Annotated in this window: 30 protein-coding genes; 14 read left to right on the plus strand and 16 right to left on the minus strand. The window is 68.7% G+C overall.

The window, feature by feature from the left end:
- The 4 genes from A5732_RS25580 to A5732_RS25595 form a co-directional block, all read right to left on the minus strand.
- On the minus strand, positions 1 to 426 hold a 426-nt coding region (locus tag A5732_RS25580; RefSeq protein ID WP_142256678.1), incomplete at its 3' end, for a DUF222 domain-containing protein.
- Between the two features lie 116 nt (positions 427 to 542).
- Complete coding sequence (locus A5732_RS25585; protein WP_076103661.1) at positions 543 to 779, minus strand: hypothetical protein; 237 nt, start codon at positions 777 to 779, stop codon at positions 543 to 545.
- Positions 780 to 832: 53 nt separating this feature from the next.
- Entirely contained in the window at positions 833 to 1453 is a 621-nt protein-coding gene (locus A5732_RS25590; RefSeq protein WP_076103664.1) for a TetR/AcrR family transcriptional regulator, read from the minus strand.
- A gap of 8 nt (positions 1454 to 1461) precedes the next feature.
- Positions 1462 to 2232: an SDR family NAD(P)-dependent oxidoreductase gene (locus A5732_RS25595; protein ID WP_076103666.1), complete on the minus strand. Its 771-nt coding sequence runs from the start codon at positions 2230 to 2232 to the stop codon at positions 1462 to 1464.
- Between the two features lie 63 nt (positions 2233 to 2295).
- On the opposite strand from A5732_RS25595, the gene A5732_RS25600 reads away from it, so the two are divergent.
- Genes A5732_RS25600 through A5732_RS25615 form a run of 4 tightly spaced genes read left to right on the plus strand, consistent with a single transcriptional unit; the run spans position 2296 to position 6482 of the window.
- Positions 2296 to 3540, plus strand: coding sequence for an alkyl sulfatase dimerization domain-containing protein (locus A5732_RS25600; protein WP_076103669.1), 1245 nt, complete (start codon positions 2296 to 2298; stop codon positions 3538 to 3540).
- Positions 3537 to 4286 carry an SDR family NAD(P)-dependent oxidoreductase gene (locus A5732_RS25605; RefSeq protein ID WP_076103672.1) on the plus strand — a complete coding sequence of 250 codons (750 nt, stop codon included), beginning with the start codon at positions 3537 to 3539 and terminating at the stop codon, positions 4284 to 4286. The genes A5732_RS25600 and A5732_RS25605 overlap by 4 nt, the downstream gene beginning before the upstream one ends.
- Before the next feature lie 4 nt (positions 4287 to 4290).
- Positions 4291 to 5475 (plus strand): sulfotransferase family protein, encoded by a 1185-nt coding sequence (locus A5732_RS25610; protein ID WP_076103675.1) that lies wholly within the window; start codon positions 4291 to 4293, stop codon positions 5473 to 5475.
- Entirely contained in the window at positions 5472 to 6482 is a 1011-nt protein-coding gene (locus tag A5732_RS25615; protein ID WP_076103678.1) for a zinc-dependent alcohol dehydrogenase, read from the plus strand. Before A5732_RS25610 ends, A5732_RS25615 begins: the two co-directional genes overlap by 4 nt.
- Here A5732_RS25615 and A5732_RS25620 read toward each other — a convergent pair.
- Together A5732_RS25620 and A5732_RS25625 are read right to left on the minus strand one after the other, a co-directional pair.
- Positions 6469 to 6960 (minus strand): aminoacyl-tRNA deacylase, encoded by a 492-nt coding sequence (locus A5732_RS25620; RefSeq protein WP_076103680.1) that lies wholly within the window; start codon positions 6958 to 6960, stop codon positions 6469 to 6471. The two genes, A5732_RS25615 and A5732_RS25620, sit on opposite strands and share 14 nt — an antisense overlap.
- Before the next feature lie 2 nt (positions 6961 to 6962).
- On the minus strand, positions 6963 to 7811 hold the full coding sequence (locus tag A5732_RS25625) for an SDR family oxidoreductase (RefSeq protein ID WP_076053360.1): 849 nt from the start codon (positions 7809 to 7811) through the stop codon (positions 6963 to 6965).
- 310 nt (positions 7812 to 8121) lie between these two features.
- On the opposite strand from A5732_RS25625, the gene A5732_RS25630 reads away from it, so the two are divergent.
- Together A5732_RS25630 and rsrA are read left to right on the plus strand one after the other, a co-directional pair.
- Positions 8122 to 8784, plus strand: a complete 663-nt coding sequence (locus tag A5732_RS25630; RefSeq protein ID WP_076053374.1) for a sigma-70 family RNA polymerase sigma factor — start codon at positions 8122 to 8124, stop codon at positions 8782 to 8784.
- Entirely contained in the window at positions 8781 to 9095 is a 315-nt protein-coding gene (gene rsrA, locus A5732_RS25635) for a mycothiol system anti-sigma-R factor (protein WP_076053358.1), read from the plus strand. The genes A5732_RS25630 and rsrA overlap by 4 nt, the downstream gene beginning before the upstream one ends.
- A 6-nt stretch (positions 9096 to 9101) precedes the next feature.
- Here the strand turns inward: rsrA and A5732_RS27865 are convergent, their stop codons facing one another.
- Positions 9102 to 9176 carry a 50S ribosomal protein bL37 gene (locus tag A5732_RS27865; RefSeq protein ID WP_011728008.1) on the minus strand — a complete coding sequence of 25 codons (75 nt, stop codon included), beginning with the start codon at positions 9174 to 9176 and terminating at the stop codon, positions 9102 to 9104.
- 236 nt (positions 9177 to 9412) lie between these two features.
- Between A5732_RS27865 and A5732_RS25640 the strand changes: the two genes are divergently transcribed.
- Entirely contained in the window at positions 9413 to 9628 is a 216-nt protein-coding gene (locus A5732_RS25640; protein ID WP_064877108.1) for a biotin/lipoyl-binding carrier protein, read from the plus strand.
- Positions 9629 to 9678: 50 nt separating this feature from the next.
- Positions 9679 to 11178 (plus strand): sensor histidine kinase, encoded by a 1500-nt coding sequence (locus tag A5732_RS25645; protein ID WP_076053356.1) that lies wholly within the window; start codon positions 9679 to 9681, stop codon positions 11176 to 11178.
- Between the two features lie 77 nt (positions 11179 to 11255).
- Here the strand turns inward: A5732_RS25645 and whiB1 are convergent, their stop codons facing one another.
- Both whiB1 and A5732_RS25655 read right to left on the minus strand, forming a co-directional pair.
- On the minus strand, positions 11256 to 11510 hold the full coding sequence (gene whiB1 / locus A5732_RS25650) for a transcriptional regulator WhiB1 (protein WP_003874607.1): 255 nt from the start codon (positions 11508 to 11510) through the stop codon (positions 11256 to 11258).
- A 281-nt stretch (positions 11511 to 11791) separates the two neighbouring features.
- Positions 11792 to 12757: a diacylglycerol/lipid kinase family protein gene (locus A5732_RS25655; protein WP_076103683.1), complete on the minus strand. Its 966-nt coding sequence runs from the start codon at positions 12755 to 12757 to the stop codon at positions 11792 to 11794.
- A gap of 86 nt (positions 12758 to 12843) precedes the next feature.
- On the opposite strand from A5732_RS25655, the gene A5732_RS25660 reads away from it, so the two are divergent.
- A complete protein-coding gene (locus A5732_RS25660) occupies positions 12844 to 13275 on the plus strand; it encodes a hypothetical protein (RefSeq protein ID WP_076103685.1) in 432 nt (143 codons plus the stop codon).
- Here the strand turns inward: A5732_RS25660 and A5732_RS25665 are convergent.
- The 3 genes from A5732_RS25665 to A5732_RS25675 are packed head-to-tail and all read right to left on the minus strand — an operon-like array spanning position 13227 to position 15447.
- Positions 13227 to 13709: a GNAT family N-acetyltransferase gene (locus A5732_RS25665; RefSeq protein WP_076103688.1), complete on the minus strand. Its 483-nt coding sequence runs from the start codon at positions 13707 to 13709 to the stop codon at positions 13227 to 13229. The genes A5732_RS25660 and A5732_RS25665 overlap by 49 nt on opposite strands.
- Positions 13706 to 14860, minus strand: a complete 1155-nt coding sequence (locus tag A5732_RS25670) for an isochorismate synthase (RefSeq protein WP_076103690.1) — start codon at positions 14858 to 14860, stop codon at positions 13706 to 13708. Before A5732_RS25670 ends, A5732_RS25665 begins: the two co-directional genes overlap by 4 nt.
- Positions 14857 to 15447: an acid phosphatase gene (locus tag A5732_RS25675; RefSeq protein WP_076056660.1), complete on the minus strand. Its 591-nt coding sequence runs from the start codon at positions 15445 to 15447 to the stop codon at positions 14857 to 14859. Before A5732_RS25675 ends, A5732_RS25670 begins: the two co-directional genes overlap by 4 nt.
- Before the next feature lie 132 nt (positions 15448 to 15579).
- Here A5732_RS25675 and A5732_RS25680 point away from each other — a divergent pair, with 132 nt between their 5' ends.
- Complete coding sequence (locus A5732_RS25680; RefSeq protein ID WP_076056658.1) at positions 15580 to 16380, plus strand: ParA family protein; 801 nt, start codon at positions 15580 to 15582, stop codon at positions 16378 to 16380.
- Between the two features lie 112 nt (positions 16381 to 16492).
- On the opposite strand, the gene A5732_RS25685 is transcribed toward A5732_RS25680, so the two are convergent.
- Together A5732_RS25685 and A5732_RS25690 are read right to left on the minus strand one after the other, a co-directional pair.
- Positions 16493 to 17719: an Rv3212 family protein gene (locus tag A5732_RS25685; RefSeq protein WP_076103693.1), complete on the minus strand. Its 1227-nt coding sequence runs from the start codon at positions 17717 to 17719 to the stop codon at positions 16493 to 16495.
- A gap of 16 nt (positions 17720 to 17735) precedes the next feature.
- Entirely contained in the window at positions 17736 to 19277 is a 1542-nt protein-coding gene (locus A5732_RS25690) for a DEAD/DEAH box helicase (RefSeq protein WP_076103695.1), read from the minus strand.
- A 281-nt stretch (positions 19278 to 19558) separates the two neighbouring features.
- Between A5732_RS25690 and A5732_RS25695 the strand changes: the two genes are divergently transcribed.
- Entirely contained in the window at positions 19559 to 20266 is a 708-nt protein-coding gene (locus tag A5732_RS25695; protein WP_076056652.1) for a ferritin-like fold-containing protein, read from the plus strand.
- Between the two features lie 49 nt (positions 20267 to 20315).
- Here A5732_RS25695 and A5732_RS25700 read toward each other — a convergent pair whose 3' ends face one another.
- Positions 20316 to 21035 carry an MmpS family transport accessory protein gene (locus A5732_RS25700; RefSeq protein WP_076056650.1) on the minus strand — a complete coding sequence of 240 codons (720 nt, stop codon included), beginning with the start codon at positions 21033 to 21035 and terminating at the stop codon, positions 20316 to 20318.
- Positions 21036 to 21255: 220 nt separating this feature from the next.
- Here A5732_RS25700 and A5732_RS25705 point away from each other — a divergent pair, with 220 nt between their 5' ends.
- Complete coding sequence (locus A5732_RS25705) at positions 21256 to 21516, plus strand: DUF3107 domain-containing protein (protein WP_076103730.1); 261 nt, start codon at positions 21256 to 21258, stop codon at positions 21514 to 21516.
- Here A5732_RS25705 and A5732_RS25710 read toward each other — a convergent pair.
- A complete protein-coding gene (locus tag A5732_RS25710) occupies positions 21513 to 22199 on the minus strand; it encodes a TetR/AcrR family transcriptional regulator (RefSeq protein ID WP_076103697.1) in 687 nt (228 codons plus the stop codon). The two genes, A5732_RS25705 and A5732_RS25710, sit on opposite strands and share 4 nt — an antisense overlap.
- Positions 22200 to 22397: 198 nt before the next feature.
- Between A5732_RS25710 and A5732_RS25715 the strand changes: the two genes are divergently transcribed.
- Both A5732_RS25715 and moeZ read left to right on the plus strand, forming a co-directional pair.
- Positions 22398 to 23423: a DUF3152 domain-containing protein gene (locus tag A5732_RS25715; protein ID WP_249266672.1), complete on the plus strand. Its 1026-nt coding sequence runs from the start codon at positions 22398 to 22400 to the stop codon at positions 23421 to 23423.
- A gap of 109 nt (positions 23424 to 23532) precedes the next feature.
- Positions 23533 to 24717, plus strand: a complete 1185-nt coding sequence (moeZ, locus tag A5732_RS25720) for an adenylyltransferase/sulfurtransferase MoeZ (protein WP_076103700.1) — start codon at positions 23533 to 23535, stop codon at positions 24715 to 24717.
- Position 24718: the final 1 nt, after the last annotated feature.

Raw genomic sequence — 24718 nt, forward strand, 5'->3', positions numbered from 1 at the left:
CCAGCCGGGCAGGCGGTGGTAGAACGTGCGGATCACCGCGACCTGACCGGCGCCCAGTGTGCCCTGGCGTTGGGCGGTCGCGGTGGCGGCCAAAGCGGGTGGGATCGGTTCGCCGGTCAGGCCGTGGCGCGGGCCCAGATCGCGCGCCTCCTTGATGCGCCGGGCGGCTTCGCCGCGGCTGATCAGCGTGGCCTCGGCGATGGCATGGACCACTGTGCCGCCCAGTTCTAGCGAGGGGACTTGGCGGGCCAGGGAATTGATCAGCGGATGCTCGACGGCCGGGATGCGCCGGCGCTGCTTTTCGCAGCGCTGCAGTGCCGCCAGCTGTTGCTGCGGGTTCAACGCGTCGAAATTCAGCGCACAGGCGCGATCCCAGGCGGCATCGACCGCGTCGAACACCGCCTCGACATCCTGCTGATCACTCACACCACGAAACTAGCCGCACCCACCGACAAAAATCGCCGGCCAGAGACTACTGAAACACAAGTGACACAAGTGATTTCAGGCACCGTGGACCGTGGACCGGAGCGGCCAAGGCCGAATCAGTTGCTGAGGACCAACTTCCAGTTGCCGTTGACGTTACGGTCCGGAACGCACCAGAAGTTGTTCCAGCTTCCCGGCGTCGTGGCCTTTACGCCCGGGCCGGCATTTTGACACGCCTCGCGCGTCGGGTAATTGCCCTCCGTCTGAATCGTGTCGGCGCCGCTGACGCCGACGCCGATCGTCAACAGCCCGGCCGTGGCCAGCAGGCTCGCGGCGGCAAAACGCTTGATGTCCATCGGTAAACGGTATGCGGAATCGACGGGCTGAGGAGTGGTTTTCAGCCGGACTCTTAACTTCGCTGGGCCGCGAGCGCCACCGCGGTGGCCACCGCTTCCAGCAGACGGCCGAGTTGCTCGGCGTCCCGGACGTCGCGGTCGCCGGCGGCCAGCCGGGTGAAGACACCGGCGATGAAGGTGGTGACGGCGGTGGTCTGCGCGGCCAGCAGCGCCGGGTCGCGGGTGTCGGGCTGCAGGTGCGCGATGGCGTCGCGGGCCATGCCGTTGATCCGGGCGACGAACACCTGCGACGTCTCGGCCAGGCCGGGATCGCGGGCGGCGCCCAGCAGCAGCTCGTGGCGCGCCCTGTTGAGCATGAGGCCGGACCCGTCGGCCTGAATCATGGTGAGCCGCGCCAGATGTGCGAAGGGGGAGCGCGGATCGACCGGCTCGTCGATCACCGACTGCAGGTTGGCCACATCGATCTCCGCGACGCGCTTGCCGACGCCGCGCAGCAGGGCCGCGCGGGTGCGGTAGTAGTACGACGTGGTGCCCTCGGGGACGCCGGCGACGCGGTCGACCTGTCCGTGCGTCAGCCCGCGCGAGCCGTGCTCGGCCAGCACCCGGATCGCCGCATCGCACAGGTCGCGGCGGCGTTCGTCGCCGTTGCGTTTGCGGGATCTGTCGCTGGCCATGACCGTTCTCAGCGCAGCACCGTGCCGCCGTCGACGTTGACGACCTGACCGTTGATCCATTCGCCCTCGGCCGAGAGCAGGAAGGCGACCAGCGCGGCGACGTCGCCGGGATCGCCGACGCGGGGCCCCCGGATGCGCTTGAGCGCGGCGGCCTGAAGGTCCGGCCATTGCGGCACCGAACGGATGGTCTCGGTAGCGGTGAAGCCGGGCGCGACCGCATTGCACCGGATGTTGTCCTTGCCCCACCGCGACGCGACGTGCCGGGTGAGCGCGCCGATGCCGGCCTTCGCGGTGGCATAGGCCGGACGCGCGGGCTCACCCTGGAACGCCGCCGCCGAGGACATGTTGACGATCGCCCCGCCGCCGCGCTTGAGCATCTCCGGGATGGCGTATTTCATCGCCGCCACATACCCGCGCAGGTTCACCGCCATCACCCGGTCCCAGACGTCGAAGTCGATGTCGACCACGTCGGTGTCGGCGCGGATTGTGCTCATGTCGGCGCCCACGTTGAACAGCAGGTCCACCCCGCCGTAAGTGGTTGCGGCGCAGTCGATCAGGCCGGCGACCGACGTCGGGTCGGACAGGTCGAAGGCAACCTGGGTCGCGGTGCCGCCGGCCGCGGCTATGCGCGCGGCCGTCCGCCGTGCGGCGGCGTCGGCGACGTCGCCGATGACCACCCGGCAGCCCTCCTCGCCCAGCCGGGCGGCGGTCGCCGCACCGAGGCCGGTGGCGCCGCCGGCGACGATCGCCACCTTGTCGGCCAGTCCGCGTAGTCCCATCAGCGCCCCTTCCCTAGTCGAAGATATTGACTTTACCTCTAGAACTGTAGAGGATCGCCAGTCATGGCAGGGATTCATCGGGAGCGCCCCGGGGCCGGCGACCTCGCGGCGGCGACGGACAGCCCCGCGCGGCCCCTGGGCGACGGCGTCTGGATGTCACCGGGCGTCTCCAACTCCTATGCGGTGGCCACCGACGAGGGACGGGTCATCGTCAACAGCGGACTGGTCTTCGAAGGCCCGTTGCATCGCAAAGCTTTTGCCGACGTGGCCGGCCCGACGCGGGCCATCATCGTCACCCAGGGGCATGCCGACCACTGGGGCGGGGTGAACTCGCTGCGCGACGAGGAAACCCAAGTGGTGATGCACCGCAACTACCGGTACTGGCGCGACGACAACACCCTGCTCATGGGCTACCGGGTGCCCAAGACATCGTTCGCCTTCCAGAAGTTCTCCGATGCCGTGCTCGAGCACTTCAAGACCATCGACCCCGCGACCATCGACTTCTCGTTCCCCGAGCCGACCGCGACGTTCGACCAGCGCATGAGCATTGCGGTCGGCGGGCGCGCTTTCGAGCTGGCGTGGACGCCCGGCGGCGAGACCACCGACGCGCTGGTGGTATGGCTGCCCGACGATCGAATCCTGTTCAGCGGCAACCTGTTCGGGCCGCTGTTCGGCCACGTACCGAACCTGATGACCATCCGCGGCGATCGGTACCGCGACCCGATCCTCTATATCGAGTCATTGAACACGGTTCTGGAATTCGGGCCGCGGCGGCTGATCACCGGCCACTTCGACCCCATCGAGGGCGCCGATCGCATCGCCGAGGAGGTCACCGCGATGCGCGACGGAATGCAGGCAGTGCACGACCGCACGGCCGAGCTCATGAATTCCGGCGCCGACATCCACACCGCGATGCGCGAGGTCAAGATTCCTGAGCACCTCGACATCGGCGAAGGCTACGGCAAGACCTCCTGGAACGTGCGGGCCATCTGGGAGATGTACACCGGATGGTTCCGGCATCGCTCCACCACCGAACTCTATGGCGTGGCGCCGGATTCGGTCGCCGCCGACGTGGTGAGCGCCGCCGGCGCGGACGCGCTGGTGGACGCGGCACGCGCTCACCTGGCCGTCGGCCGTGCGGTGCAGGCCATCCACCTCACAGACCTGATCCTGGCCGCCCAGCCGATGCACGCCGGGGCGCGGGCGGTCGCCGCCGACGCGCACGAGGCGCTGCTGGCCGGCACCGAAAACTTTTGGGAAAAGGCCTGGCTCACCAAGTCAATCAACGAATTGAGGACGACCGAATGAACTCCGTCAACTTCGATTTCACCGACGCTCATGTGCTGGTGACCGGCGGCACCAGCGGTATCGGCAATGCGATCGCCGCCGCCTTCGCCGGCGCCGGGGCGGCCGTCACGGTGACCGGCACCCGCGGCTCGGCCGCGGACTACCCCGAGACGGAGCTGGACGCGTTCACCTACCGCCAGTGCCAGATCCAGGACCCCGAATCCGTTGATGCCCTGGCCGATTCGTTGGGCGATCTGGACATTCTGGTCAACAACGCGGGCGGCCCCTATCCCGCCGGTGACGAATACGATCCGGATGGCTACGTCGCGTCGGTGACGCAGAACATGCTGGGCCCGATGCGGCTCACCATGCGCTGCCACGATCGCCTCAAGTCCAGCCAGGCCCCGGGCGGCGCGAGCGTCGTCAGCGTCGTCTCGATGTCCGCGTTCCGGTCGGCGGTCTTCGTCCCGGGCTACGCCTCGTCGAAGATGGGCCTGATCGCCCTGACGATGAACCTGTCCCGCCGGTGGGCCAACGACGGGATCCGGGTCAACGCCATCGCGCCCGGGCTCATCGACACCCGAATGACGCACCCGGCCATGGGAATTCCGGAGGTGATGGACGTCGAGATCGGCTTCCACACGCCGCTGGGCAGGCCCGGGACACCCCAGGACTGCGCCGGCGCGGCGCTGTTCTTGTGTACCGACGCCGCCTCGTACATCACCGGCAGCACCATCGCCGTCGACGGCGGATACCTGACGGTCTAGGGCCATGAGCGACTTCGACAACATCGCGACCGCCGACGACATCTTCGAGCTGGCGGCCCGACGCACCGGCCTCAGCGAAATCGACTCCGACTCATGGCGAGACGGGCTGCAGCTCATCGTCGACGAGCTCAACACCTCGCCGGCCTTCACCCCGTTCGGCCGGGAACGCGTCCTGAACGACGCCACCGACGCGCTGGCGCGCCGCATGCAGGTGCACGGCTACATCCAGGCGCACCCCGACGTGCTGGACGCGCCCGTCGAGCGACCGCTGATCGTGCTCGGCATGCCCCGCACCGGCACCACGGTCATCAGCTACCTGCTCGACCAGGATCCGGCCCGGCGATCGCTGCTGCACTGGCAGTGCGTCGACCCGATCCCGCCCGCCGGCACCGATACCCTGCGCACCGACCCGCGCTGCCTGGCCCTGCTGGAGGAGCAGCGCAAGATCCTCGAACTGGTGACGCAGGCGAAAATGCCGCTGCCGCACTGGGAAGACGCCGACGGTCCGACCGAGGACATGTTCATCCACAACCAGGATTTCAAGGGACTGTCCTGGGACTCGTTCCTGCCGACGGATCGCTACGCGCGCTGGCTGTTCGACGAGGCCGACATGAGCAGCACCTACGAATACCAGAAGCGCTACCTGCAGGTGCTGCAGTCCACCGCGCCGGGTAACTGGAGCCTGAAGATGCCGTCGCATTCGGTGCACATCGAGGCGCTGCTGAAGGTGTTCCCCGACGCGCGGCTGATCTGGGCACACCGTGACCCATACAAGGCGACCGGGTCGCTGTGCAACCTGTGGCGGCTGCCGCAGAGCCTGGTGATGAACACCGAGCTGCTGGATCAGACGGAGATGGGCCGGCTGGCGATGTGGCAGATGGGCTACCACGTCGACCGGCCGCTGCGCGCCCGCGACCGCATCGGCGACGAACGCTTCTTCCACATGTACTACCACGAGATGATGCGCGACCCGATGGATGTGATGCGCCGCATCTACGAGTGGGCGGACGAACCGCTGACCGCCGAAACCGAAGCGCGCATGCGCAATTGGCTCGCCGACCATCCACAGGACCGGTTCGCGCTCAACGCCTATCGCCTCGACGAATACGGCCTGAGCGTCGAACAGCTCGCGCCGACCTTCGCCGAGTACCTCGATACCTTCGACATCGAACTGGAGGGCACGCCGTGAAAGCATCCGTGGTCACCGGGCCGGGCAAGGCGGAGGTGCTCGACACCGAGCGCCCCGACGTCGGCCCGCGCGATGTGCTGGTGCGGATGCGCGCCTGCGGTATCTGCGGGTCGGACGCGTTCTACATCACCATCGGCGGCATCCCGCCGCGCCAGGGGAACACCCCGCTCGGGCACGAGCCGGCCGGTGAGGTCGTCGAGGTCGGCGCGCGGGTGACCGGGCTGGCCGTCGGCGACCACGTCGTGATCAACCCGATGGCCGCGCCCAGCGGCATCATCGGCAACGGCGGCGCCACCGGGGCGCTCGCCGACTACCTGCTCATCGAAAACGCGGTCCGCGGAACGAGTCTCGAGGTGATCCCGGATCACATCCCCTGGGAGGTGGCCGCGCTCAACGAACCGATGGCCGTCGCGCGCCACGGCGCCAACCGCTGCCGGCCGAAACCGACGGACAAGGTCCTCGTGTTCGGGGCGGGGCCGATCGGGCTGGGCGCCGTACTGGCCTTCAAATCCCTTGGCGTGAGCCACGTTGTCGTCGCGGACCTGATTCCCGGCCGCCTGGACAAGGCGCTGCAGATCGGCGCCGACGCCGTCATCGACTCCGGCGACGAAGACGTTTTGGCCCGCCTGATCGAACTGCACGGCGAGGGCGAATCGATGTTTCCCGGCAAGGCGGGCACCGACATCTACCTCGACGCCGCCGGTGTGCCCGCCGTCATCAACACCGCGCTGGCCGCGGCCAAGAAGGGCGCCACCCTGGGAATCGTTGGCGTGCATAAGGAACCGGTGCCCGTCGAGTTCGTCAACGTGATGAGCAACGAGATCACCATCCTGGGCTCGATGGGCTATCCCGACGAAATCTTCGAGGTGACCGGGGATCTCGTGGCGAACTGGGAGAAGTACGCGCTGATCGTCAGCCACACCATTCCGTTCGACAACGTCGGCGCGGCGCTCGAACTGGCGCACACCCCGGGCGCCGCGGACAAGGTCGTCGTCACGTTCTGCTGATGTCGCCGGTGATCGCGCCGGTAAGGCGGATCAGATCCTGCGGCGCCACCGCGACCTCCCAGCCCCGACGGCCGGCGCTGCAGAACACCCGCTCCCACGCCAGCGCACCGGAATCGACGACCGTCGGCAGCTTCCTGCGCTGACCGAACGGCGACACCGCGCCGACGACGTACCCGGTGGTCCGCTCGGCGACCGAGGCTTCGGCCATGGACGCCTTGGCAATTCCCAGCGCGGCGGCGGCTGCCTTCAGCGATAGCCGCGCGGTGGCCGGGACGATCGCGACCGCCAATCCGTCGGGGACGGCGATGATGAGCGTCTTGTAGATCTGCCCGGGTTCGATTCCGGCGGCGGCGGTGAGCGCCTCGACCGCCTCGGTGCCGAACGAGTGCTCCCGCGGATCGTGCTCGAAGGTCAGGACCTCGTGCGGCACACCGGCTTTCACCAACGCGGCAATGCCCGGTGTGGCGGCGCCAGCCAAGATCAGGGGCCCGTGTACCCCGGCGGGTTGACGCCGTCCACCCAGAAGTCGACGCCCAGCTTCGAGCCGGGGATGCAGTCGTAGGTCGACAGGTCGGTGACGCCGGAGTCCACCAGCACGTCCTCGCACAGCAGCATGTTGCCGGTGAACTCCTTGGCCGGCTTGTTGAGGATGACGTAGGCGGCGTCGGAGTAAATCTCGGGCTTGCGGGCACGGCCCATCGCCTCGTCACCGCCGAGCAGGTTCTGCACCGCGGCGGTGGCCACCAGCGTGCGCGGCCACAATGTGTTGGACGCGATGCCCTCCTCGCGCATCTCCTGGGCAATACCCAACGCGCACAACGTCATACCGAACTTGGCCATCATGTACGCCGTCGGCTTCAGCCACTCCTGGCCCAGGAGCACCGGCGGGGACAGCGTCAGGACGTGCGGATTCTCCCGGCCCTTCATGTGCGGCAGACACGCCTGGGACACCGCGTACGTGCCGCGCACCTGAATGCCGTTCATCAGGTCGAACCGCTTCATCGGCACCTCGGAGATGGACCCCAGGTTGATCGCCGACGCGTTGTTGACGCAGATGTCGATGCCGCCGAACTGCTCGACGGTCTTGGCCACGGCCGCCTCCACCGAATCCGGGTCGCGGACGTCCCCGACGATCGGCAGGGCCTGCCCACCCGCCTCCTCCAGCTCTTTGGCCGCGGTGAACACCGTTCCCGGCAGCTTCGGGTGCGGTTCGGCGGTCTTGGCGATCAGCGCGATGTTGGCGCCGTCCTGCGCGGCGCGCTTGGCGATCGCCAGGCCGATACCGCGGCTGGCGCCGGAGATGAACATGGTCTTGCCGTTGAGGGACATGGCGTCACACTAACGCCACGCCCGAATCGGCCGGATCGGGGTCCGATCGGGCGGCCGGGACCGCATCCGGCCGGATCGCGCTGCGGAAATAGCGCGGTCACCCGCGGTGTTGATCCAATCGGTCTCACATGCGGTGGAGCGGACCCGGACGGACGGTGTCGGGGTCAGCCTTTAGATTGGGAGGAGCAGCGTGGTGTCAACGGCGACGAGCCTGTTAGGCGAGGAGCGGTTGGCTGGCTTCCTTGCGAGTCCGGTGGCGCTTTCGATGCTCTCCGGTAACACCGCCGCAGAAGGGACCGGGTTGATCGACATGGCCGACTCCGAAAATGGCCGCGATGGCACGACAGGGCCCGAGATTCCCGAGCCCGCAGCGCACGAAGAGACGGACGCGGAATTAACGGCGCGATTCGAACGCGACGCGATTCCCCTGCTGGACCAGCTTTACGGCGGCGCGCTGCGCATGACGCGCAACCCCGCCGACGCCGAGGACCTGCTGCAAGAAACCATGGTGAAGGCCTACGCGGGATTCCGCTCGTTTCGGGCCGGCACCAATCTCAAGGCGTGGCTGTACCGGATCCTGACCAACACCTACATCAACAGCTACCGCAAGAAGCAGCGCCAACCCGCGGAGTATCCGACCGAGGAGATCACCGACTGGCAGCTGGCCGCCAACGCCGAGCATTCGTCCACCGGGCTGCGATCGGCCGAGGTGGAGGCCCTGGAGGCACTGCCGGACTCGGAGATCAAAGAGGCGCTGGCGGCGTTGCCGGAGGAATTCCGGATGGCGGTCTATTACGCCGACGTCGAAGGCTTCCCGTACAAGGAAATCGCCGAGATCATGGATACGCCGATCGGAACGGTAATGTCACGGCTGCACCGCGGTCGACGGCAGCTGCGCGGCCTGTTGGCCGACGTTGCCAAGGAGCGCGGCTTCAACCGCGGTCAGCAGACGCACGAGGAGGTGTCGTCATGAGCGAGCTCTCGGGCCAGGGCGGTGCCTCGCCCGACGCCTGCCCCAACGACGAGTCCCACGGCAGCGTCGGCTGCGCGGAGGTCATCCGCCAGGTCTGGCTGCTGCTCGACGGTGAATGCGGCCCGGACACCCGCGAACAGCTGCGACGGCACCTCGAGGCATGCCCCGGCTGCTTCAAGCACTACGGGCTCGAAGAGCGCATCAAGGCGTTGATCGCCACCAAATGCAGGGGCGAGAAGGCCCCCGAGGGATTGCGCGAGCGGCTACGGCTCGAGATCCGGCGCACCACCATCATCCGGGGTACGCAGTAGCGTCCGTCAGGCGTTGGGACGCTTGCCGTGGTTGGCCTTGCTGTGCTTGCGGTCGCGCTTCTTCCGGCCTCGTTTGGCCATGATGTAAAACCTCCGTGATTGCTTGTCGAACGAGGCGCCCGGCGCCCGTCGGCTTGATGGCCATTCTCTCACGAGATGTCCTGTGCAGTGTCTTCGCCCTCGTCCGGACCACTCGGGGCACGTGGGCCGCGGCGCCGAGTGGTCCTGTGGTTCGATGTATCCGAGCCTGATGGGCCTGATAGAACCGTGATGACCAGCAGCCAGCCTGCGCGAAGGCCGAGACGAGTGGGGTGAAGATGGCGGAGGATGTGCGTGCCGAGATCGTGGCCAGCGTGCTCGAAGTCGTAGTGAACGAGGGTGACCAGATTGGCAAAGGCGACATCGTGGTGCTGCTGGAGTCGATGAAGATGGAGATCCCCGTCCTGGCCGAAATCGGTGGCACCGTCAGCAAGGTCAGCGTGTCGGTGGGCGACGTCATTCAGGCGGGCGACCTCATCGCGGTGATCAGCTAGCCGTCGGGCCGTCTCGACCAGCAGCCGGGGAACGACCCGGGGAGTAAGCGATGTCAACTCTCGGTGATCTGCTCGCCGAACACACGATGCTGCCGGGCAACGCGGTGGACCACCTGCACGCGGTGGTCGGGGAGTGGCAGCTGTTGGCGGACCTGTCGTTCGCCGACTACCTGATGTGGGTGCGCCGCGACGACGGCGTGCTGGTCTGTGTGGCGCAGTGCCGGCCCAACACGGCGCCCACGGCGCTGCAGACCGACGCGGTGGGCACCGCCGTCGGATCCGACCGGTTGGAGCTCGTCGCCGAGACGTTCGCGTCGGGCACCGCCAAGCGGAATGATGTTGCGGGGCCTGAAGATTCGTGGTTGCCCGGCACCCACGTCGAGGCGTCGCCGGTGCGCTACGGCGGCAAGGTGGTGGCCGTGCTCACCCATCATCAGACCGCGCTGGCCGCCGACCGTGCGTCCGGTCAGCTGGAGATCGCCTACCGGGACTGCGCCACCGATCTGGTCCACATGCTGGCCGAGGGGACCTTTCCCGACGTGGGCGACGTGGTCATGTCGCGCTCGACCCCGCGGGCCGGCGATGGCTTCATCCGCCTCGACGTGCACGGCGTCGTCGACTACGCCAGTCCCAATGCGCTGTCCGCCTACCACCGGATGGGCCTGACCACCGAGCTGGAGGGGCACAACCTGATCGAGGTCACCCGACCGCTGATCTCCGACCCGTTCGAGGCGCAGGAAGTGGCCGAGCACGTGCGCGACCTGGTGGCCGGCGGGCGCAGCATGCGCATGGAGGTCGACGCCGGGGGAGCCACCGTGTTGCTGCGGACACTGCCGCTGATGGTCGACGGCGTCAGCGCCGGCGCGGCGGTGCTGATCCGCGACGTCACCGAGGTCAAGCGCCGCGACCGGGCCCTGATCTCCAAGGACGCCACCATCCGGGAGATCCACCACCGGGTGAAGAACAACCTGCAAACCGTGGCGGCGCTGTTGCGCCTGCAGGCCCGCCGGACCGTCAACGCGGAGGGGCGGGAGGCCCTCATCGAGTCGGTGCGCCGGGTGTCGTCGATCGCGCTGGTGCACGACGCGCTGTCGATGTCGGTGGACGAGCAGGTCAACCTCGACGAGGTGATCGACCGGATCCTGCCGATCATGAACGACGTGGCGTCGGTGGACCGGCCGATCCGCATCAACCGGGTCGGCGACCTGGGTGTGCTGGACTCCGACCGGGCCACCGCGCTGATCATGGTGATCACCGAACTGGTGCAGAACGCGATCGAACACGCCTTTGACCCGGCGGTAGCCGAAGGCTCGGTGACGATTCGCGCCGAACGCTCCGCGCGCTGGCTCGACGTGGTGGTGCACGACGACGGTCGCGGCCTGCCGGAAGGATTCAGCCTGGAGACCTCGGACAGCCTCGGTCTGCAGATCGTGCGGACCCTGGTGTCGGCCGAGCTGGACGGCACCCTGGGGATGCGTCAGGCGCCGGTCACCGGCACCGATGTGGTGCTACGGGTGCCGATCGGCCGGCGAACCCGTTTGCTGCTGTAGGCGCGTGCCGTGCTGAACCCACACGCAAAAGTGCGACCCCGACTTTCGTCGAGGCCGCACTGTCTGCGTTATGCGGGTTATACCCCGCTGCGGGCCTTCGTCCGGGCGTTGCGACGCTTCAGGGCACGCCGCTCGTCTTCGCTCATGCCGCCCCAGACGCCCGAGTCCTGGCCCGTGTTCAGGGCCCAACCAAGGCACTCTGTGGTCACCGGGCACCGATTACAGACCAGTTTCGCGTCAGCGATCTGCGCGAGAGCCGGTCCGCTGTTCCCTACCGGGAAGAACAGCTCCGGGTCTTCGTCACGACAGACCGCCTTGTGGCGCCAATCCATAAGTCTTTACTCCTCACTAAGTGCGCAGCAAAGCGCACGGCCATTTTCTCCGGCTGTTAAACGCGTGCAGATGAAAAGGAGTCCGCACCCCTACGTAGTTTCTGCATGCAACCTTTTGATCGTTTCACAGGCACAACAGATGTCAATAGCGTGAGTTCGCTCGTGGGCTATCTCACTTTGATCATCTCGTAGCCAAGCCCTTACTCCGTTGTACTACACTCCACGGGCTGCCTCCCGAAATGTTTTCCCGCCGCGGGCTCGCAACGCATCATTACCGCAGGTCAGCGCCATTTCTGCTGAGGGGGAGCGACCACCTCGAGCGCGTCCGGGACCGCCCGGAACGTCATGGTTTCGCGCACGCCGAGGTAATCGCCGTCGAACTGGCAGGCGACGGCGCCTCCGGTGGAGGTAACTCGGACGCACGGCAGGTCGTCCTCGGTGATGAGGTGCTTGAAGTTGAACGTGGGCCGTTTGGCGAACATCTGCCGCACGATCCGCAGGGTGGGGATCGGCTTCATGGTGGTGGGCGCGAACACGCCTAGGCCCGACTCGAAGCTGCAGCCGGGGTTGGTCCACACCGGCCGTTCGTTGGCGAAAGTCCACGGGCTGGAGTTCGACACGAACGCGAAGCTGACCCCGCTGATGGGTTCGCGACCAGGAAGTTCGAGCGTCAGCATCGGCTCACGGCGGGTGTAGGCCCAGACGGCGGGCACCGACGCGCGGATGTAGCGCCACGCCGAAACTTTGCCGCCCTTGTCGCGTTCGGCCTCGACCGCGGCCACCACCTCGGCGTCGACGCCCATGCCGGTGTTGAAGACGGCCCAGCGCTCGCCGCAGTCGATCAGCCCGATCCGCCGCCAGGTGCGGCGCCGCTGGTAGTCGTCGAGCAACTGGATGAGCTGGTTGGTGGCCGCGACCGGATCCGCGGAGATGCCCAACGACCGCGCCAGCACGTTCGCCGAGCCGCCGGGCACCACGGCCACCGCCGGTACCGGGCCGCTCGGCAGCGGTCCCGGCCGGCCGAGCAGGCCGTTGACCACCCCGCTCACCGTGCCGTCGCCGCCGTGCACCACCACCAGATCGATACCGTCAGCGACGGCCTTCTCCGCCAGCTCGGTGCCATGACCGCGGTGGTTGGTGTGTTCGACGGTGAGCTGCAGGCGGCTTTTGAGCGCGTGGGCGAGTAGGTCGCGACCGGCAGGCGTGGTGGAAGTGGCTGTGGGGTTGACGATCAGCACGGCCCGCATGAGGCACGAGCTTATGCGGGCCGCCTAAGGCCATGCTGTGGGGGAACCGCCGGGGGCGGGGCGGCCGCCCTGGCTACGCTGACGCTGTGACACCGCCAGCCGCCCCGACCGCCGTCCGCCGCGCCGGTCTGATCGTTGTGCTGCAGGGGATTGCGGCGCTGATCGTGGCGGCGGTGTTGGTGGTCCGAGGCATCGCCGGAGCCGATCAGCAGGTGGCCAACGGCCTGGCGACCGCAGGTTGGTTCGTCGTCGTCGGCGCCGGGGTGATCGCCGCCGGGCGCGCGCTGATCCTCGGCAAGCGCTGGGGCCGCGGGCTCGCCGTCATCACCCAGCTGCTGTTGCTGCCGGTGGCCTGGTACCTCGCGGTCGGATCGCATCGGCCGGGCTTCGGGATTCCGGCGGGCGCGGTGGCGCTGATTGTGCTCGGATTGCTGTTCAGTCCCGCCGCGGTGCGCTGGGCCGCCGGCGATCAGGGCGATTCCGCCAGGCCCGCCAACGGCGCGCCGGACAGCCGGTAGGTCGTCCATTCGTTCTGCGGCTCACCGCCGATGCCGTCGTAGAGCGTGATGGCGTCCGCGTTCCAGTTCAGCACCGCCCACGACAGCCGGGTGTAGCCGCGCTGCAGGCATTCGGACGCCAGCGCGGCCATCAGCGCCCGGGCCAGCCCGCGCCGGCGGAACTGTGGACGCACGAATAGGTCTTCCAGGTAGATGCCCGCCACACCGTCCCAGGTGGAGAAGTTGACGAACCACAGTGCCATCGCCGCGATCTCGCCGTCCACCTCGGCGACGTGCCCGTACACCGTCGGCACATCGCCGAAAAGGGCTGCCGCGATTTGCTTTTCGCTCACCGTGCACTGATCGGCGGCGTGCTCGAATTCGGCCAGCGCGTAGATCATTTCGGTGATCGCGGTGGCGTCCTGCGGCGCGGCGCGACGAATGTGCCGGCTCATTGCTCTACTCCCAGGGCGTTGAGGATCGTGCCGAATTTCGTTGTCGTTTCGGCGACTTCCTCGTCGGGGTCGGACTCGGCGACGATGCCACCGCCGGCCCGCGCCAGCGCGCCGCGCCGGTCGGCCGACAGCTGCGCGCAGCGCAGCGACACCACCCAGCGCCCGTCGCCGCGGGCGTCGCACCAGCCCACCGCGCCGGCGTAGAACCCCCGGTCGCCTTCCAGTTCGGTGATCAGCCCCATCGCGGCCTTGGTCGGAACCCCGCCGACCGCCGGGGTGGGATGCAGCGCCAGCGCCAAATCTATTGCGGTGCTTGATGTATCACGCAGGCGGCCGGTGATCGGCGTGACCAGATGCCAGACGGTGGCGGTGCTGCTCAGCTGCGGTTCGGCGGCGATGGACAAGTCGTCGCACAGCGGCTCCAGGGCGGCCCTGATGGTCTCGATGACCAGCCGGTGCTCGTGCCGGTTCTTGGCCGAGGCCGCCAGCCCGGCGCCGTTCGCGGCGTCGGTCCGCGGGTCGGCGGCGCGCGGCGCCGAGCCGGCGAACGGCCGGCACTCCACGCGGTCGTCGCTGCGCGCCACCAGAAGCTCGGGACTGGCGCCGACCAGTGCGGTACCCGCGTACTCGTCGCCGGCGGCGGTCAGGTCGACGAGGTAGCCGTAGGCCGTCGGGTCCGCCGCGATGAGCCGGTGCAGGATCACGCGCGCATCCAGCGGGGCCTCGGCGACCAGCCGCAGCGCGCGGGCCAGCACCACCTTGTCCAGCGGGTTGTCGGTCGCGGCGAGCTGCTCGCACGCCCGGCGGATCCGGTCCCGGTAGTTCGCCGGCGCCGGTACAGCTTCGGCCACCCGCACCGGCGGCAGCCTGTCGGCCGGCCAGTCCGGCGGCCCATCCGTGGCGTTCACCGCCTCCGGTGTCAGCAACGCGGCCGGCCTGGTGACGTCAAAAGGCAACGCGCCCAATACAATCGGCGCCTCCCCGGACCGCAATGCGGCCTGTGCGGCGCCCACGTCGTCGTAGCGGCGCCGCACCCCGTCGGCAATCAGGGTTCCGGTCGGCCCGCACAGCGCGAACGGCGGTTCGCGATGTAGATGCTCGAGTCCTTCTCGCGCCGCTGCGCGGCGCGCATCGTCGTCTTCGCGGCTCACTGACCGGTCAATCCGAGCGCCCGCAGCTGCCGCACCCCGTGCTCGAATCCGCAGACCGCGATCGACGCGGTGATCATGGCGAACCGGCTGCCCTCGACCAGCGGCAGCTCGACCCAGCGCGTGATGACCGCGCGGGAGAAGTGGCCGTGGCTGACGAAGACCACGTCGCGCGACTCCATGTGCTGCAGCGCCGTCGCGACCGCCGCGTCGGCGCGTTCGCTGACCTCGGCGACGGTCTCGCCGCCCGGGCAGCCGTGCGTCCACACCAGCCAATCGGGCACCGTCTCCTGGATCTGCTCGGTGGTCAGGCCCTCGTAGGAGCCGTAGTCCCACTCCGCCAGCAGCTCGGACACCTCGTCCACGGACAGCCCGGCCAGCTCCGCGGTGGTCAGGGAACGCTGCCGCGGGCTGCTGATCACCAGCGGGTCAACGAGTTTGAGTTCACCGAGCACCCCGCCGGCCAGCTTGGCCTGCGTTCGGCCGGCCTCGGTCAGCTCGACCTCGGTGCGGCCGGTGTGCCGGCCCGATTTCGACCACTCGGTCTCGCCGTGGCGCAGCAGCACCAGACGGTGATTGTGCAAGCCCATATCGACTGATTCTGCCGGACGACTCGCGGTGGTTGCTCAGGCCGAAGCGCACGGCGGGCGAACATGCCAGGATGGCACTGTAAACCGCACGCGACGATGCAGTGGGGAGGCAGCGATGAGGTGGCGGCGCCAGTGAGTAAGACACGGGTATTGGCGGTGGCCAACCAAAAGGGCGGTGTCGCCAAGACGACCACGGTCGCGTCGCTGGGGGCGGCGTTGGTGGACGAGAACAAACAGGTGCTGCTGGTCGACCTCGATCCGCAGGGCTGCCTGACCTTCTCGCTGGGCCAAGACCCCGACAAGCTACCGGTGTCCGTGCACGAGGTGCTGCTCGGCGAGGTCGAGCCCAACGCCGCGCTGGTCGAGACGGCCGAGGGAATGACGCTGCTGCCGGCCAACATTGACCTGGCCGGCGCCGAGGCGATGCTGCTGATGCGGGCCGGGCGCGAATACGCGCTCAAGCGCGCCCTGGCCAAGCTCGGCGATCAGTTCGACGTGGTGATCATCGACTGCCCGCCGTCGCTGGGTGTGCTCACCCTCAACGGGCTGACGGCCGCCGACGAGGTCATCGTGCCGTTGCAGTGCGAGACGCTCGCGCATCGCGGGGTCGGCCAATTCCTGCGCACGGTCGCCGATGTCCAGCAGATCACCAACCCGGAGTTGCGCATGCTCGGCGCCCTGCCGACGCTGTACGACTCGCGGACCACCCACACCCGCGACGTCCTGCTCGACGTCGCCGACCGGTACAACCTGCCGGTGCTGGCCCCGCCGATCCCGCGGACCGTGCGATTCGCCGAGGCCAGCGCCTCGGGCTCGTCGGTGATGGCCGGTCGCAAGAACAAGGGCGCGGTGGCCTACGGCGATCTGGCGGCGGCGCTGCTCAAGCACTGGAAGAGCGGCAAGCCGCTGCCGACGTTCGCCGTCGAGGTTTAGTGGCGATCGCAAGCGCGGCGGCGCCGGGCGCGGCGGGTCGCCACCATCAGGTTTAGTGGCGATCGCAAGCGCGGCGGCGCCGGGCGCGGCGGGTCGCCACCATCAGGTTTAGCTAGCCCAGCGCGACCAGAGTGTCGCCGCGCTGCTCGAGCACGTGCGACCCGATCACCGCGGGGAACACCGGTTTCCCGGCCGGCGGGGTACTCGTCGAGCGGTCCACCGGAATGTAGCGTTCGTTGGCGCCGCTGAGCGGGTCGTAGACCCCGATGGCGCCGGTGACCGGCACCAGGAGCCGGCCCGCCATCATCACCCCGGGCCCTAGCGGCGCCGTCTTGTCGCCCGCCGCGATGGTGTAGCGCAGCGCCAATGTGTTCGCGTCGAAGACCATCAGCGAATCGCCCGTCCACCAGGTGATCTGGCTGCCGGGATGGGAGACCACCGCCGAGCGCGACGGCGGCTTGGGTAGCGGGGTGCTCGACACGGTCGCCCCGGTTTGGTCGATGACGTCGACTCGTGGCTGCGGCGCGGGAAGGTACACCGCGGTGGTGTTCTCCGCGACGGTCAGCACCCGGGCGCCCGAATCGGGCGCGATCCCCGGTTCGGCCACGATGTGTTGCTGGGGTTCGTCGTCGTCCTTGCCCGGACGCAGCAACACCAGCCGCAGGTCGGCCTGGTTCGCGCAGCTCTCCAGCACCGAGACCGCCTGCGAGCTGGCCGCGGCCGAGACCAGTTTGCATCCGGAGTGCAGTCCGCGCGTCGAGGGCTTCACCCGGGCGTCGGTCTCGCCGTAGGCCAGCATCCGGACCATGTCCGAACGCCACAGCTCCAGCCGGGTCTCGCCGACAGACAACACCGTCATGCCGTCGGAAGTAAGCCGCACCCGCGGATCGGCGTAGCCGCTGCGGGCGGGCCCCCGGCGACCGGTCGAGCCGTCCAGGGTGCTCACCTGTCCGCAGCCGCGGTCGTCGCGGTAGACCCCGACGGCGTAGCGGTACAGCCAGGTGACCCCGCACAGGTCGATGTCACGGGCGTAGCTCCAGCGGGACTGGCCGGTGTCGGGATCGCGCCCGTCGATCCGGCGGCCCGCCGCGGTGACGACCTCCCCGCCGGCGACCACCGGGGCGGTGGTGGCCGGACTGGCGGCGCTCCACAGCTGCTTCAACCCGGCCGGCACCTGCTTGGCCGGCGCCGGGTTGGGTGCGGGCGAGGCCGCGGGCCGGCTGCTGGTCGCCCGGGCGTCGCTGCTCCACCAGATCAGTGCCGCGACCGCGGCGACGATGACCGCGATGGCCGCGGCGGCGAGCATGTCGCCCTTGGTGCGGCGCTCGGGTCTGACCATGCGGCGGCGCGGGCCGTTAGTTGCTATGCGTGGTGGCGGCGGTAGCCGCGGCTGCCTGCCCCTCGGCGGGCTTGCGACGCCGGCGGCGGCGCCGGGTGGAGCCGGCGTTGCCCGGGGGCGAGGCGGCCGGGGTTTCCCCGGTGGCCTCGCCGTTGGTGCTCGCGGCCCCGTTGCTGGACGGGTGTGCGCTGACGGGCTGGCCGCCACGGGTGCGGCGGCGCCGGGCGCCGGACCGCCGCGCGGGCTTCTCCGACTTCTGCTCGGGCTTCTTGCCGTCCCGGTCGCTGCTGCGGCGCTGGCCTTGCGGCTTGCGGGCCGTACCCACCGTGCCGCCGGCCTCGGCGGGGATGCCCAGCTCGGTGCGGAGGTGCGGCGAGTTGGAGTACGTCTCGGCGGGGTCGGGGCAGTCCAGCCCCAGCGCCTTGTCGATCAGCGCCCACCGGGGGAGTTCATCCCAGTCCACCAGGGTGACCGCGACACCGGTCTTGCCGGCCCGGCCGGTGCGGCCGATGCGGTGCACGTACGCCTGCTCGTCCTCGGGGATCTGGTAGTTGATGACGTGGGTGACGTCGTCGATGTCGATGCCGCGGGCGGCCACGTCGGTGGCGACCAACACGTCGATGTCGCCGGTCCGGAAGGCCTTGAGCGCCTTCTCGCGGGCCGCCTGGCCCAGGTCGCCGTGCACCGCGCCGACCTTGAAGCCGCGCTCGGCCAGCTCGTCGGCCACCTTCTGCGCGGTGCGCTTGGTGCGGGTGAAGATCATGGTCGCGCCGCGGCCCTCGGCCTGCAGAATGCGGCTCACCATCTCCACCTTGTCCAGGGCGTGCGCCCGGTAGACGTACTGCACGGTGGTGTCGTGGGTGGCCGCCGAATGCGGCGCTTCCGCCCGGATGTGGGTCGGCTGGTTCATGAAGGTGCGGGCCAGCGTGATGATCGGGTCCGGCATGGTCGCCGAGAACAGCATTGATTGCCGGTCGGTCGGGATCTGTCGCAGGATGCGCTCGATGTCGGGCAGGAAGCCCAGGTCGAGCATCTCGTCGGCCTCGTCGAGCACCAGCACCGACAGCCCGCCAAGTTGCAGGTGGTTCTGCTGGCTCAGGTCGAGCAGCCGGCCCGGGGTGCCCACCACGACGTCGGCGCCGGCGCGCAGCGCCTCGATCTGCGGCTCGTAGGGGCGCCCGCCGTAGATCGGGACCACCGACAGCGGCCGGCCGCCCTCGGCGGTCAGGTGCTTGGCCGCCAGCGTCAGGTCATCGGTGACCTGCAGGCACAGCTCGCGGGTGGGGACTACGATCAGGGCCCGCGGCGTGCCGTTGAGTGGGCGCGCGGCGGTGCCATCGGTGATGCGCTGCAGCAGCGGCACGCCGAAGGCGAAGGTCTTGCCCATACCGGTGCGGGCCTGGCCGATCAGATCGTCGCCGGCGAGCGCCATCGGCAGGGTCAGTTCTTGGATGGCAAAAGGGCTTTCGATCCCTTTTTCGGCGAGCGCGCGCACGATTTCGTCGCGGACGCCGAGTTGCGCAAAGGTCAGTTCAGTTGTGCTGGTGAGTGTGGTCATGCGTGGGTAAGTAGCCTCTCGGTGACGTGTCGGGTTGTGTCGGTATTTCTCTGTCGCGGTCACGCGCGCACGAGTTCCGACTCCGAATACGTCGCCGAGTCGCCGGCCCTGGCTCAGACTGGGAGGGCCCCAGTTAGGGCGGGCCAGCTGTGCACGCACATTTCGCCGATAGCGGCTTGAAAAAACAGTTACGGCATAAATACAGCCGCCATCTACCTACATGATAGCTGGTCGACAGCTGGCTCCCATTTTGCGCCAGTTCAGCCGACTACAGTGTTGCCATGACCCGGCCCTCCTGTCAGCCCGCTGCCGCCGACCAAATCGAGAATTCACCCGCCCCGCGGCTGTCGGCCGATCACCCGGGCGTCAACGAGTTGTTCGCGGTGCTGGCCTACGGCGAGATCGCCGCGTTCTACCGGCTCACCGATGAGGCGCGGATGGCACCCGACCTGCGCGGACGGATCTCGATGGCCAGCATGGCCGCCGCCGAGATGCAGCACTACGAGCAGCTGCGCGACGCGCTGGAAAGCCGCGGCGTCGACGTGGTGTCGGCGATGTCCAAGTACGTCTCGGCGCTGGAGAACTACCACCGGCTGACGATGCCCAGCACGTGGCTGGAGGCCTTGGTGAAGACCTATGTGGGCGACGCCCTGGCGGCCGACCTGTACCTCGAGATCGCCGACGGACTGCCCGATGAGGTTGCCGACGTGGTGCGCGCGGCGCTGGCGGAAACCGGGCACTCGCAGTTCGTCGTCGCCGAGGTGCGCGCCGCGGTGACGTCCAGCGGCAAGCAGCGCAGCCGGCTGGCGTTGTGGTCACGCCGCTTGTTCGGCGAAGCGATCACGCAGGCCCAGTACCTGCTGGCCGACCACGACGAGCTGGTCGACCTGGTGATGTCGGGCGCCGGCGGGCTGGGCCAGCTCAACGCGTTCTTCGACCGGATGCAGCAGACGCACGACCGGCGCATGCACGAACTGGGCCTGAGCTAAGCACCAGCCGTGATCGCAAGCGCGGCGCAGCGGGTGTCGGCCAAATGACTCAGCGCGCGCAGGTCGCCATGTTCGAGGCGTTCGTCGACGCGACCACCCGCTGACCGGCGGCGTTGAAGATCGAGCAGCTGAGCTGACCGTAGAAGCTGGTTGCGACGACCGATTCGGTCTGCACGCCCGGGTTCAGCACCACGACCTTCGACCACGGCAGCGACACGTTGAACTCGGTCTGCGGCACGCCCCGCGCGTCGGTGTAGACGATGTTCACCAGGTCCAGCAGCTGCTTGGTCCCGTTCACGCTGTAGAGCACGGTGCGCGGGTTGAGTGCGGCCGTCGGCGGCGCCGCGGCAAGCGGCGGCGCGACGGTGGGCGCGGCCACCGCCGGGGGTGCGACGGGCGCGGCGCTGGGCGTGGTGACCGTCGTGAAGGTCTCGGCCGGCAGCTGGGAGGGGCCGGGGGCGGCCTTGGGCGGCGCGGAGGCCTTGGTCGTCGCGGGCGCCGAGGTCACCGGGTGGGGAGCCGGCGCACCCAGCGTGGCCTTGGTCGACGCGCTGTCGCCGCTGTTGATGATGACGGCGGTGGCGATGGCGCCCAGGGCCACCACCGCGCCGACCACCGCCGTGGCCGGACGCCAGCGCGAGTCGGCCGGCCATCCCGTCCAGTTGTAGTCGGCGTTCAGGTAGGGATCGGTATCGCAGGCGTCGTCAACCCCGTCGTCCTCGGGGTAGTCCCGGATCCTGTCGTCAAGGTGCGCCCACGTGGTACCCATGGTGCCGAAGTTAGCCATGTGAAAGCACGGATCGGGTATCGCGGGGGTATGCGAGACAACCTGCAAGCGAATCGTTACCGCGCTGCGACCGGGGTTTCGCTGACCGCGAAGTGGGGGGACGCGGGGAGGTGGGGGTCGGGCGCGTCAACTAGCCTGCTGCTGACAGGGCCGGGACTTCAAATACCTGCGCAAGACTGCAAGACCCATGGAAGGGGTGACCGTGGAGGTCAAGATCGGTATCACGGATAGTCCGCGCGAGTTGGTCCTCGCCAGCACCCAGACGCCCGCCGAGATCGAAGAACTGGTCAGCGCCGCGCTGAGCGATGGGTCGGGCCTGCTGCGCCTGAGCGACGAGCGGGGCCGCCGCTTCCTGATTCACACCAGCAAGATCGCCTACGTCGAGATCGGCGTCGCCGACGCGCGCCGGGTGGGCTTCGGGATCAGCGCCGAATCCGGCAAGCACGCCGGCAAGGCGCGTTAAGAGCGGGTCAGCGGCACGTGTGACAGTCCGCCCCAGGCGAACTGGACGGTGCCGTCGACGGCGTCCGCCTTGGAGATCGGGCGGTCCGAGTCCAGCCAGTACCTGGCGCAGTCGACGCTGATGCCGACCAGTCCGACCGCGATCATCCGGGCCCGGTGCGGGTCCAGCCCGGAATCCTCACTGATCAACGCGAAGACCGCGTCGATGCAGGATTCGGTGGCGACACGCACCTGGGCGGCCACCTCGGGTTCGGTGACGTAGTCATTCTCGAAGATCAGCCGGTAACCCTGGCTGTCGTGTTCGATGAAATCGAAGAACGCCTGCACCGCGGAGTGCAACCGGCGCCGGTTGTCGGTCGTGGTGCTCAACGCATTCTGAACACCCGAGACCAGGTTCTGCACGTGCCGCGCCAGCACCGCCAGGTACAGCTCGAGCTTGCTCGAAAAGTGTTGATACAGCACGGGTTTGCTGACCCCGGCACGGTCGGCGATCTCGTCCATGCCGGCCGCGTGGTAGCCGCGGTCGACGAATACGTCGCTGGCCACGATGAGCAATTGACCACGCCGCTCGTCGCGGGGCGGCGGGTCGCCCCGCCGGTTGGAAACCGCGGATCCGTCCGCCGGCCGACCGCGGTCAGCCGATCTGACGGCGCGGCGCGCCGGCACCTTGGCGAGTTCGCTCATCGATCCCTCATCTGATTATCGGCGGCCGGCCATCGGTAAACCGGGGTCAGCCGCTCGCAGCCCGTGGAGAAGACCTTACTACCCGCCCGCTCGATGCGACCGTGATCGCGGTCGTCGCCGCAGGCAGAAGCGGTGTCGGACGGTCGATTCGGGCGCGCCACGGACGGAGCGGGAGCCGGGCTGTGTAATCCTGGGGAAATGACGTCCCCGCGGCCCCCGCGCAGCACAGGTCGCGTGCCGGTGCTGCGCGACGAGTGGCGCGAGCCCCTGCGGGCGCTGCGCGACCCCCTGGCGCGGGAAGCCGGACGGGTCCGGGTGGACCGTGAGCGGCCGCGCCAATGGCGCAAACAGACCTGGCTGGGGCGCTTCGTCTCCACCTACGGGTGGCGCGCGTACGCCCTGCCCGTCCTGGTGGTGCTGACCGCGGTGGTGATGTACCAGACGGTGACCGGCACCGGCGCGCCGAAGCCGACGGCCAGCCAGCCCATCCAGAGTCCGCCGGCGATCGGCGCGGTGGGCACCACGATCATCGACGCGCCGCCGCGCGGGCTCGCCGCGTTCGACGCGAACCTGCCGGCCGGGACCCTGCCCGACGGCGGACCGTTCACCGAAGCGGGCGACAAGACCTGGCACGTCGTGCCGGGAAATACACCGCAGACCGGGCAGGGCACCGCAAAGGTGTTCAGGTACACCGTCGAAGTTGAGAACGGCATCGACCCGACCATGTTCGGCGGCGACGACGCCTTCGCCCAGATGGTCGAGCAGACACTGGGCAATCCGAAGGGCTGGACGCACAACCCGCAGTTCGCGTTCATCCGGATCGACAACGGCAAACCCGACTTTCGAATCTCGCTGGTGTCGCCGGTGACGGTGCGCGAGGGGTGCGGCTACGAGTTCCGGCTCGAGACCTCTTGCTACAACCCGGTGTTCGGCGCCAACCGCGAGGCACGGGTCTTCATCAACGAGGCGCGCTGGGTACGGGGAGCCGTGCCGTTCGAAGGCGACATCGGCTCCTATCGGCAGTACGTGGTCAACCACGAGGTCGGCCACGCAATCGGATACCTGCACCACGAGCCGTGCGAGCAGCAGGGCGCCCTGGCGCCGGTGATGATGCAGCAGACGTTCTCCACCTCGAACAACGACGCCGCCCAGTTCGACCCGGACGTCGTCAAGGCCGACGGGAAGACCTGCCGGTTCAATCCCTGGCCGTACCCGATCGCCTAGCGAGCAATCGACCTAGCCGACCGCCGCCTCGTTGCCGCGCCCGCAATGGGCTGCTGTGATGGTTGGTAGACGACGCTTAACGCAAGGCCGACCGAGGAGATGTTTCGCAGTGTCGACGCCGCTGCCGCCGCTGGTGGCACCCGCAGACCACCTCAGTGGTGACGAGGTGGCCCGCTACAGCCGGCACCTGATCATTCCCGGCCTGGGGCCCGACGGGCAGAAGCGGCTCAAGAACGCCCGGGTGCTGGTGATCGGCGCGGGCGGGCTGGGCGCGCCGACGCTGCTCTACCTGGCGGCGGCCGGGGTGGGCACCATCGGCGTCGTCGATTTCGACGTGGTCGACGAGTCGAACCTGCACCGCCAGATCATCCACGGGGTGGCCGACGTCGGACGGTCCAAGGCCCAATCGGCGCGTGACTCCATCGCCGCGATCAACCCGCTGGTCGACGTGCGGCTGCACGAGTTCCGCCTGGACTCCACCAACGCCGTCGAGTTGTTCGGCCACTACGACCTGATCGTCGACGGCACCGACAACTTCGCGACCCGGTATCTGGTCAACGACGCGGCGGTGCTGGCGAATAAGCCCTACGTGTGGGGGTCGATCTACCGCTTCGAGGGCCAGGTCTCGGTGTGCTGGGAGGACGCCCCGGACGGGCGCGGACTCAACTATCGCGACCTCTACCCCGAGCCGCCGCCGGCCGGCTCCGTCCCGTCCTGCGCCGAGGGCGGCGTGCTGGGAATCGTTTGCGCGTCCATCGCCTCGGTGATGAGCACCGAAGTGATCAAACTCATTACCGGGATCGGCGACTCGCTGCTGGGCCGCCTGATGATCTACGACGCGCTGGAGATGAGCTACCGCACCATCGCGATCCGCCGCGATCCGTCGGACACGTCAAGGCCCAAGATCACCGAGCTCGTCGACTACGAGCAGTTGTGCGGCGTGGTGCACGGGCCCGCCGCCCACGACGACGCGTCGGCCATCACGCCACGGGAACTGCGCGACTGGCTGGATTCCGGCAAGAAGCTGGCCCTGATCGACGTGCGTGAGCCGGTGGAGTTCGACATCGTGCACATCGACGGGGCCCAGCTGATCCCGCAGTCGTTGATCAATTCCGGGGAGGGTCTGGCAAAGCTGCCGCCGGACCGCCTGCCGGTGTTGTACTGCAAAACCGGGGTGCGCTCGGCGCAGGCGCTGGCGGTGCTGCGCAAGGCCGGGTTCGCCGACGCGGTGCATTTGCAGGGCGGGATCGTGGCATGGGCGCAGCAGATGCAACCCGACATGATCATGTACTGAC

The organism is Mycobacterium colombiense, from assembly GCF_001953985.1.
Classification (GTDB): domain Bacteria; phylum Actinomycetota; class Actinomycetes; order Mycobacteriales; family Mycobacteriaceae; genus Mycobacterium; species Mycobacterium colombiense_B.

Bases quoted from the DNA above. Each gene is read 5' to 3' on its own strand.
- A5732_RS25585 (WP_076103661.1), bottom strand. From the start codon at position 779: ATGGACATCAAGCGTTTTGCCGCCGCGAGCCTGCTGGCCACGGCCGGG.
- A5732_RS25590 (WP_076103664.1), bottom strand. From the start codon at position 1,453: ATGGCCAGCGACAGATCCCGCAAACGCAACGGCGACGAACGCCGCCGC.
- A5732_RS25595 (WP_076103666.1), bottom strand. From the start codon at position 2,232: ATGGGACTACGCGGACTGGCCGACAAGGTGGCGATCGTCGCCGGCGGC.
- A5732_RS25600 (WP_076103669.1), top strand. From the start codon at position 2,296: ATGGCAGGGATTCATCGGGAGCGCCCCGGGGCCGGCGACCTCGCGGCG.
- A5732_RS25605 (WP_076103672.1), top strand. From the start codon at position 3,537: ATGAACTCCGTCAACTTCGATTTCACCGACGCTCATGTGCTGGTGACC.
- A5732_RS25610 (WP_076103675.1), top strand. From the start codon at position 4,291: ATGAGCGACTTCGACAACATCGCGACCGCCGACGACATCTTCGAGCTG.
- A5732_RS25625 (WP_076053360.1), bottom strand. From the start codon at position 7,811: ATGTCCCTCAACGGCAAGACCATGTTCATCTCCGGCGCCAGCCGCGGT.
- A5732_RS25630 (WP_076053374.1), top strand. From the start codon at position 8,122: ATGGCCGACTCCGAAAATGGCCGCGATGGCACGACAGGGCCCGAGATT.
- rsrA (WP_076053358.1), top strand. From the start codon at position 8,781: ATGAGCGAGCTCTCGGGCCAGGGCGGTGCCTCGCCCGACGCCTGCCCC.
- A5732_RS25640 (WP_064877108.1), top strand. From the start codon at position 9,413: ATGGCGGAGGATGTGCGTGCCGAGATCGTGGCCAGCGTGCTCGAAGTC.
- A5732_RS25645 (WP_076053356.1), top strand. From the start codon at position 9,679: ATGTCAACTCTCGGTGATCTGCTCGCCGAACACACGATGCTGCCGGGC.
- whiB1 (WP_003874607.1), bottom strand. From the start codon at position 11,510: ATGGATTGGCGCCACAAGGCGGTCTGTCGTGACGAAGACCCGGAGCTG.
- A5732_RS25655 (WP_076103683.1), bottom strand. From the start codon at position 12,757: ATGCGGGCCGTGCTGATCGTCAACCCCACAGCCACTTCCACCACGCCT.
- A5732_RS25665 (WP_076103688.1), bottom strand. From the start codon at position 13,709: ATGAGCCGGCACATTCGTCGCGCCGCGCCGCAGGACGCCACCGCGATC.
- A5732_RS25675 (WP_076056660.1), bottom strand. From the start codon at position 15,447: ATGGGCTTGCACAATCACCGTCTGGTGCTGCTGCGCCACGGCGAGACC.
- A5732_RS25685 (WP_076103693.1), bottom strand. From the start codon at position 17,719: ATGGTCAGACCCGAGCGCCGCACCAAGGGCGACATGCTCGCCGCCGCG.
- A5732_RS25690 (WP_076103695.1), bottom strand. From the start codon at position 19,277: ATGACCACACTCACCAGCACAACTGAACTGACCTTTGCGCAACTCGGC.
- A5732_RS25695 (WP_076056652.1), top strand. From the start codon at position 19,559: ATGACCCGGCCCTCCTGTCAGCCCGCTGCCGCCGACCAAATCGAGAAT.
- A5732_RS25700 (WP_076056650.1), bottom strand. From the start codon at position 21,035: ATGGGTACCACGTGGGCGCACCTTGACGACAGGATCCGGGACTACCCC.
- A5732_RS25710 (WP_076103697.1), bottom strand. From the start codon at position 22,199: ATGAGCGAACTCGCCAAGGTGCCGGCGCGCCGCGCCGTCAGATCGGCT.
- A5732_RS25715 (WP_249266672.1), top strand. From the start codon at position 22,398: ATGACGTCCCCGCGGCCCCCGCGCAGCACAGGTCGCGTGCCGGTGCTG.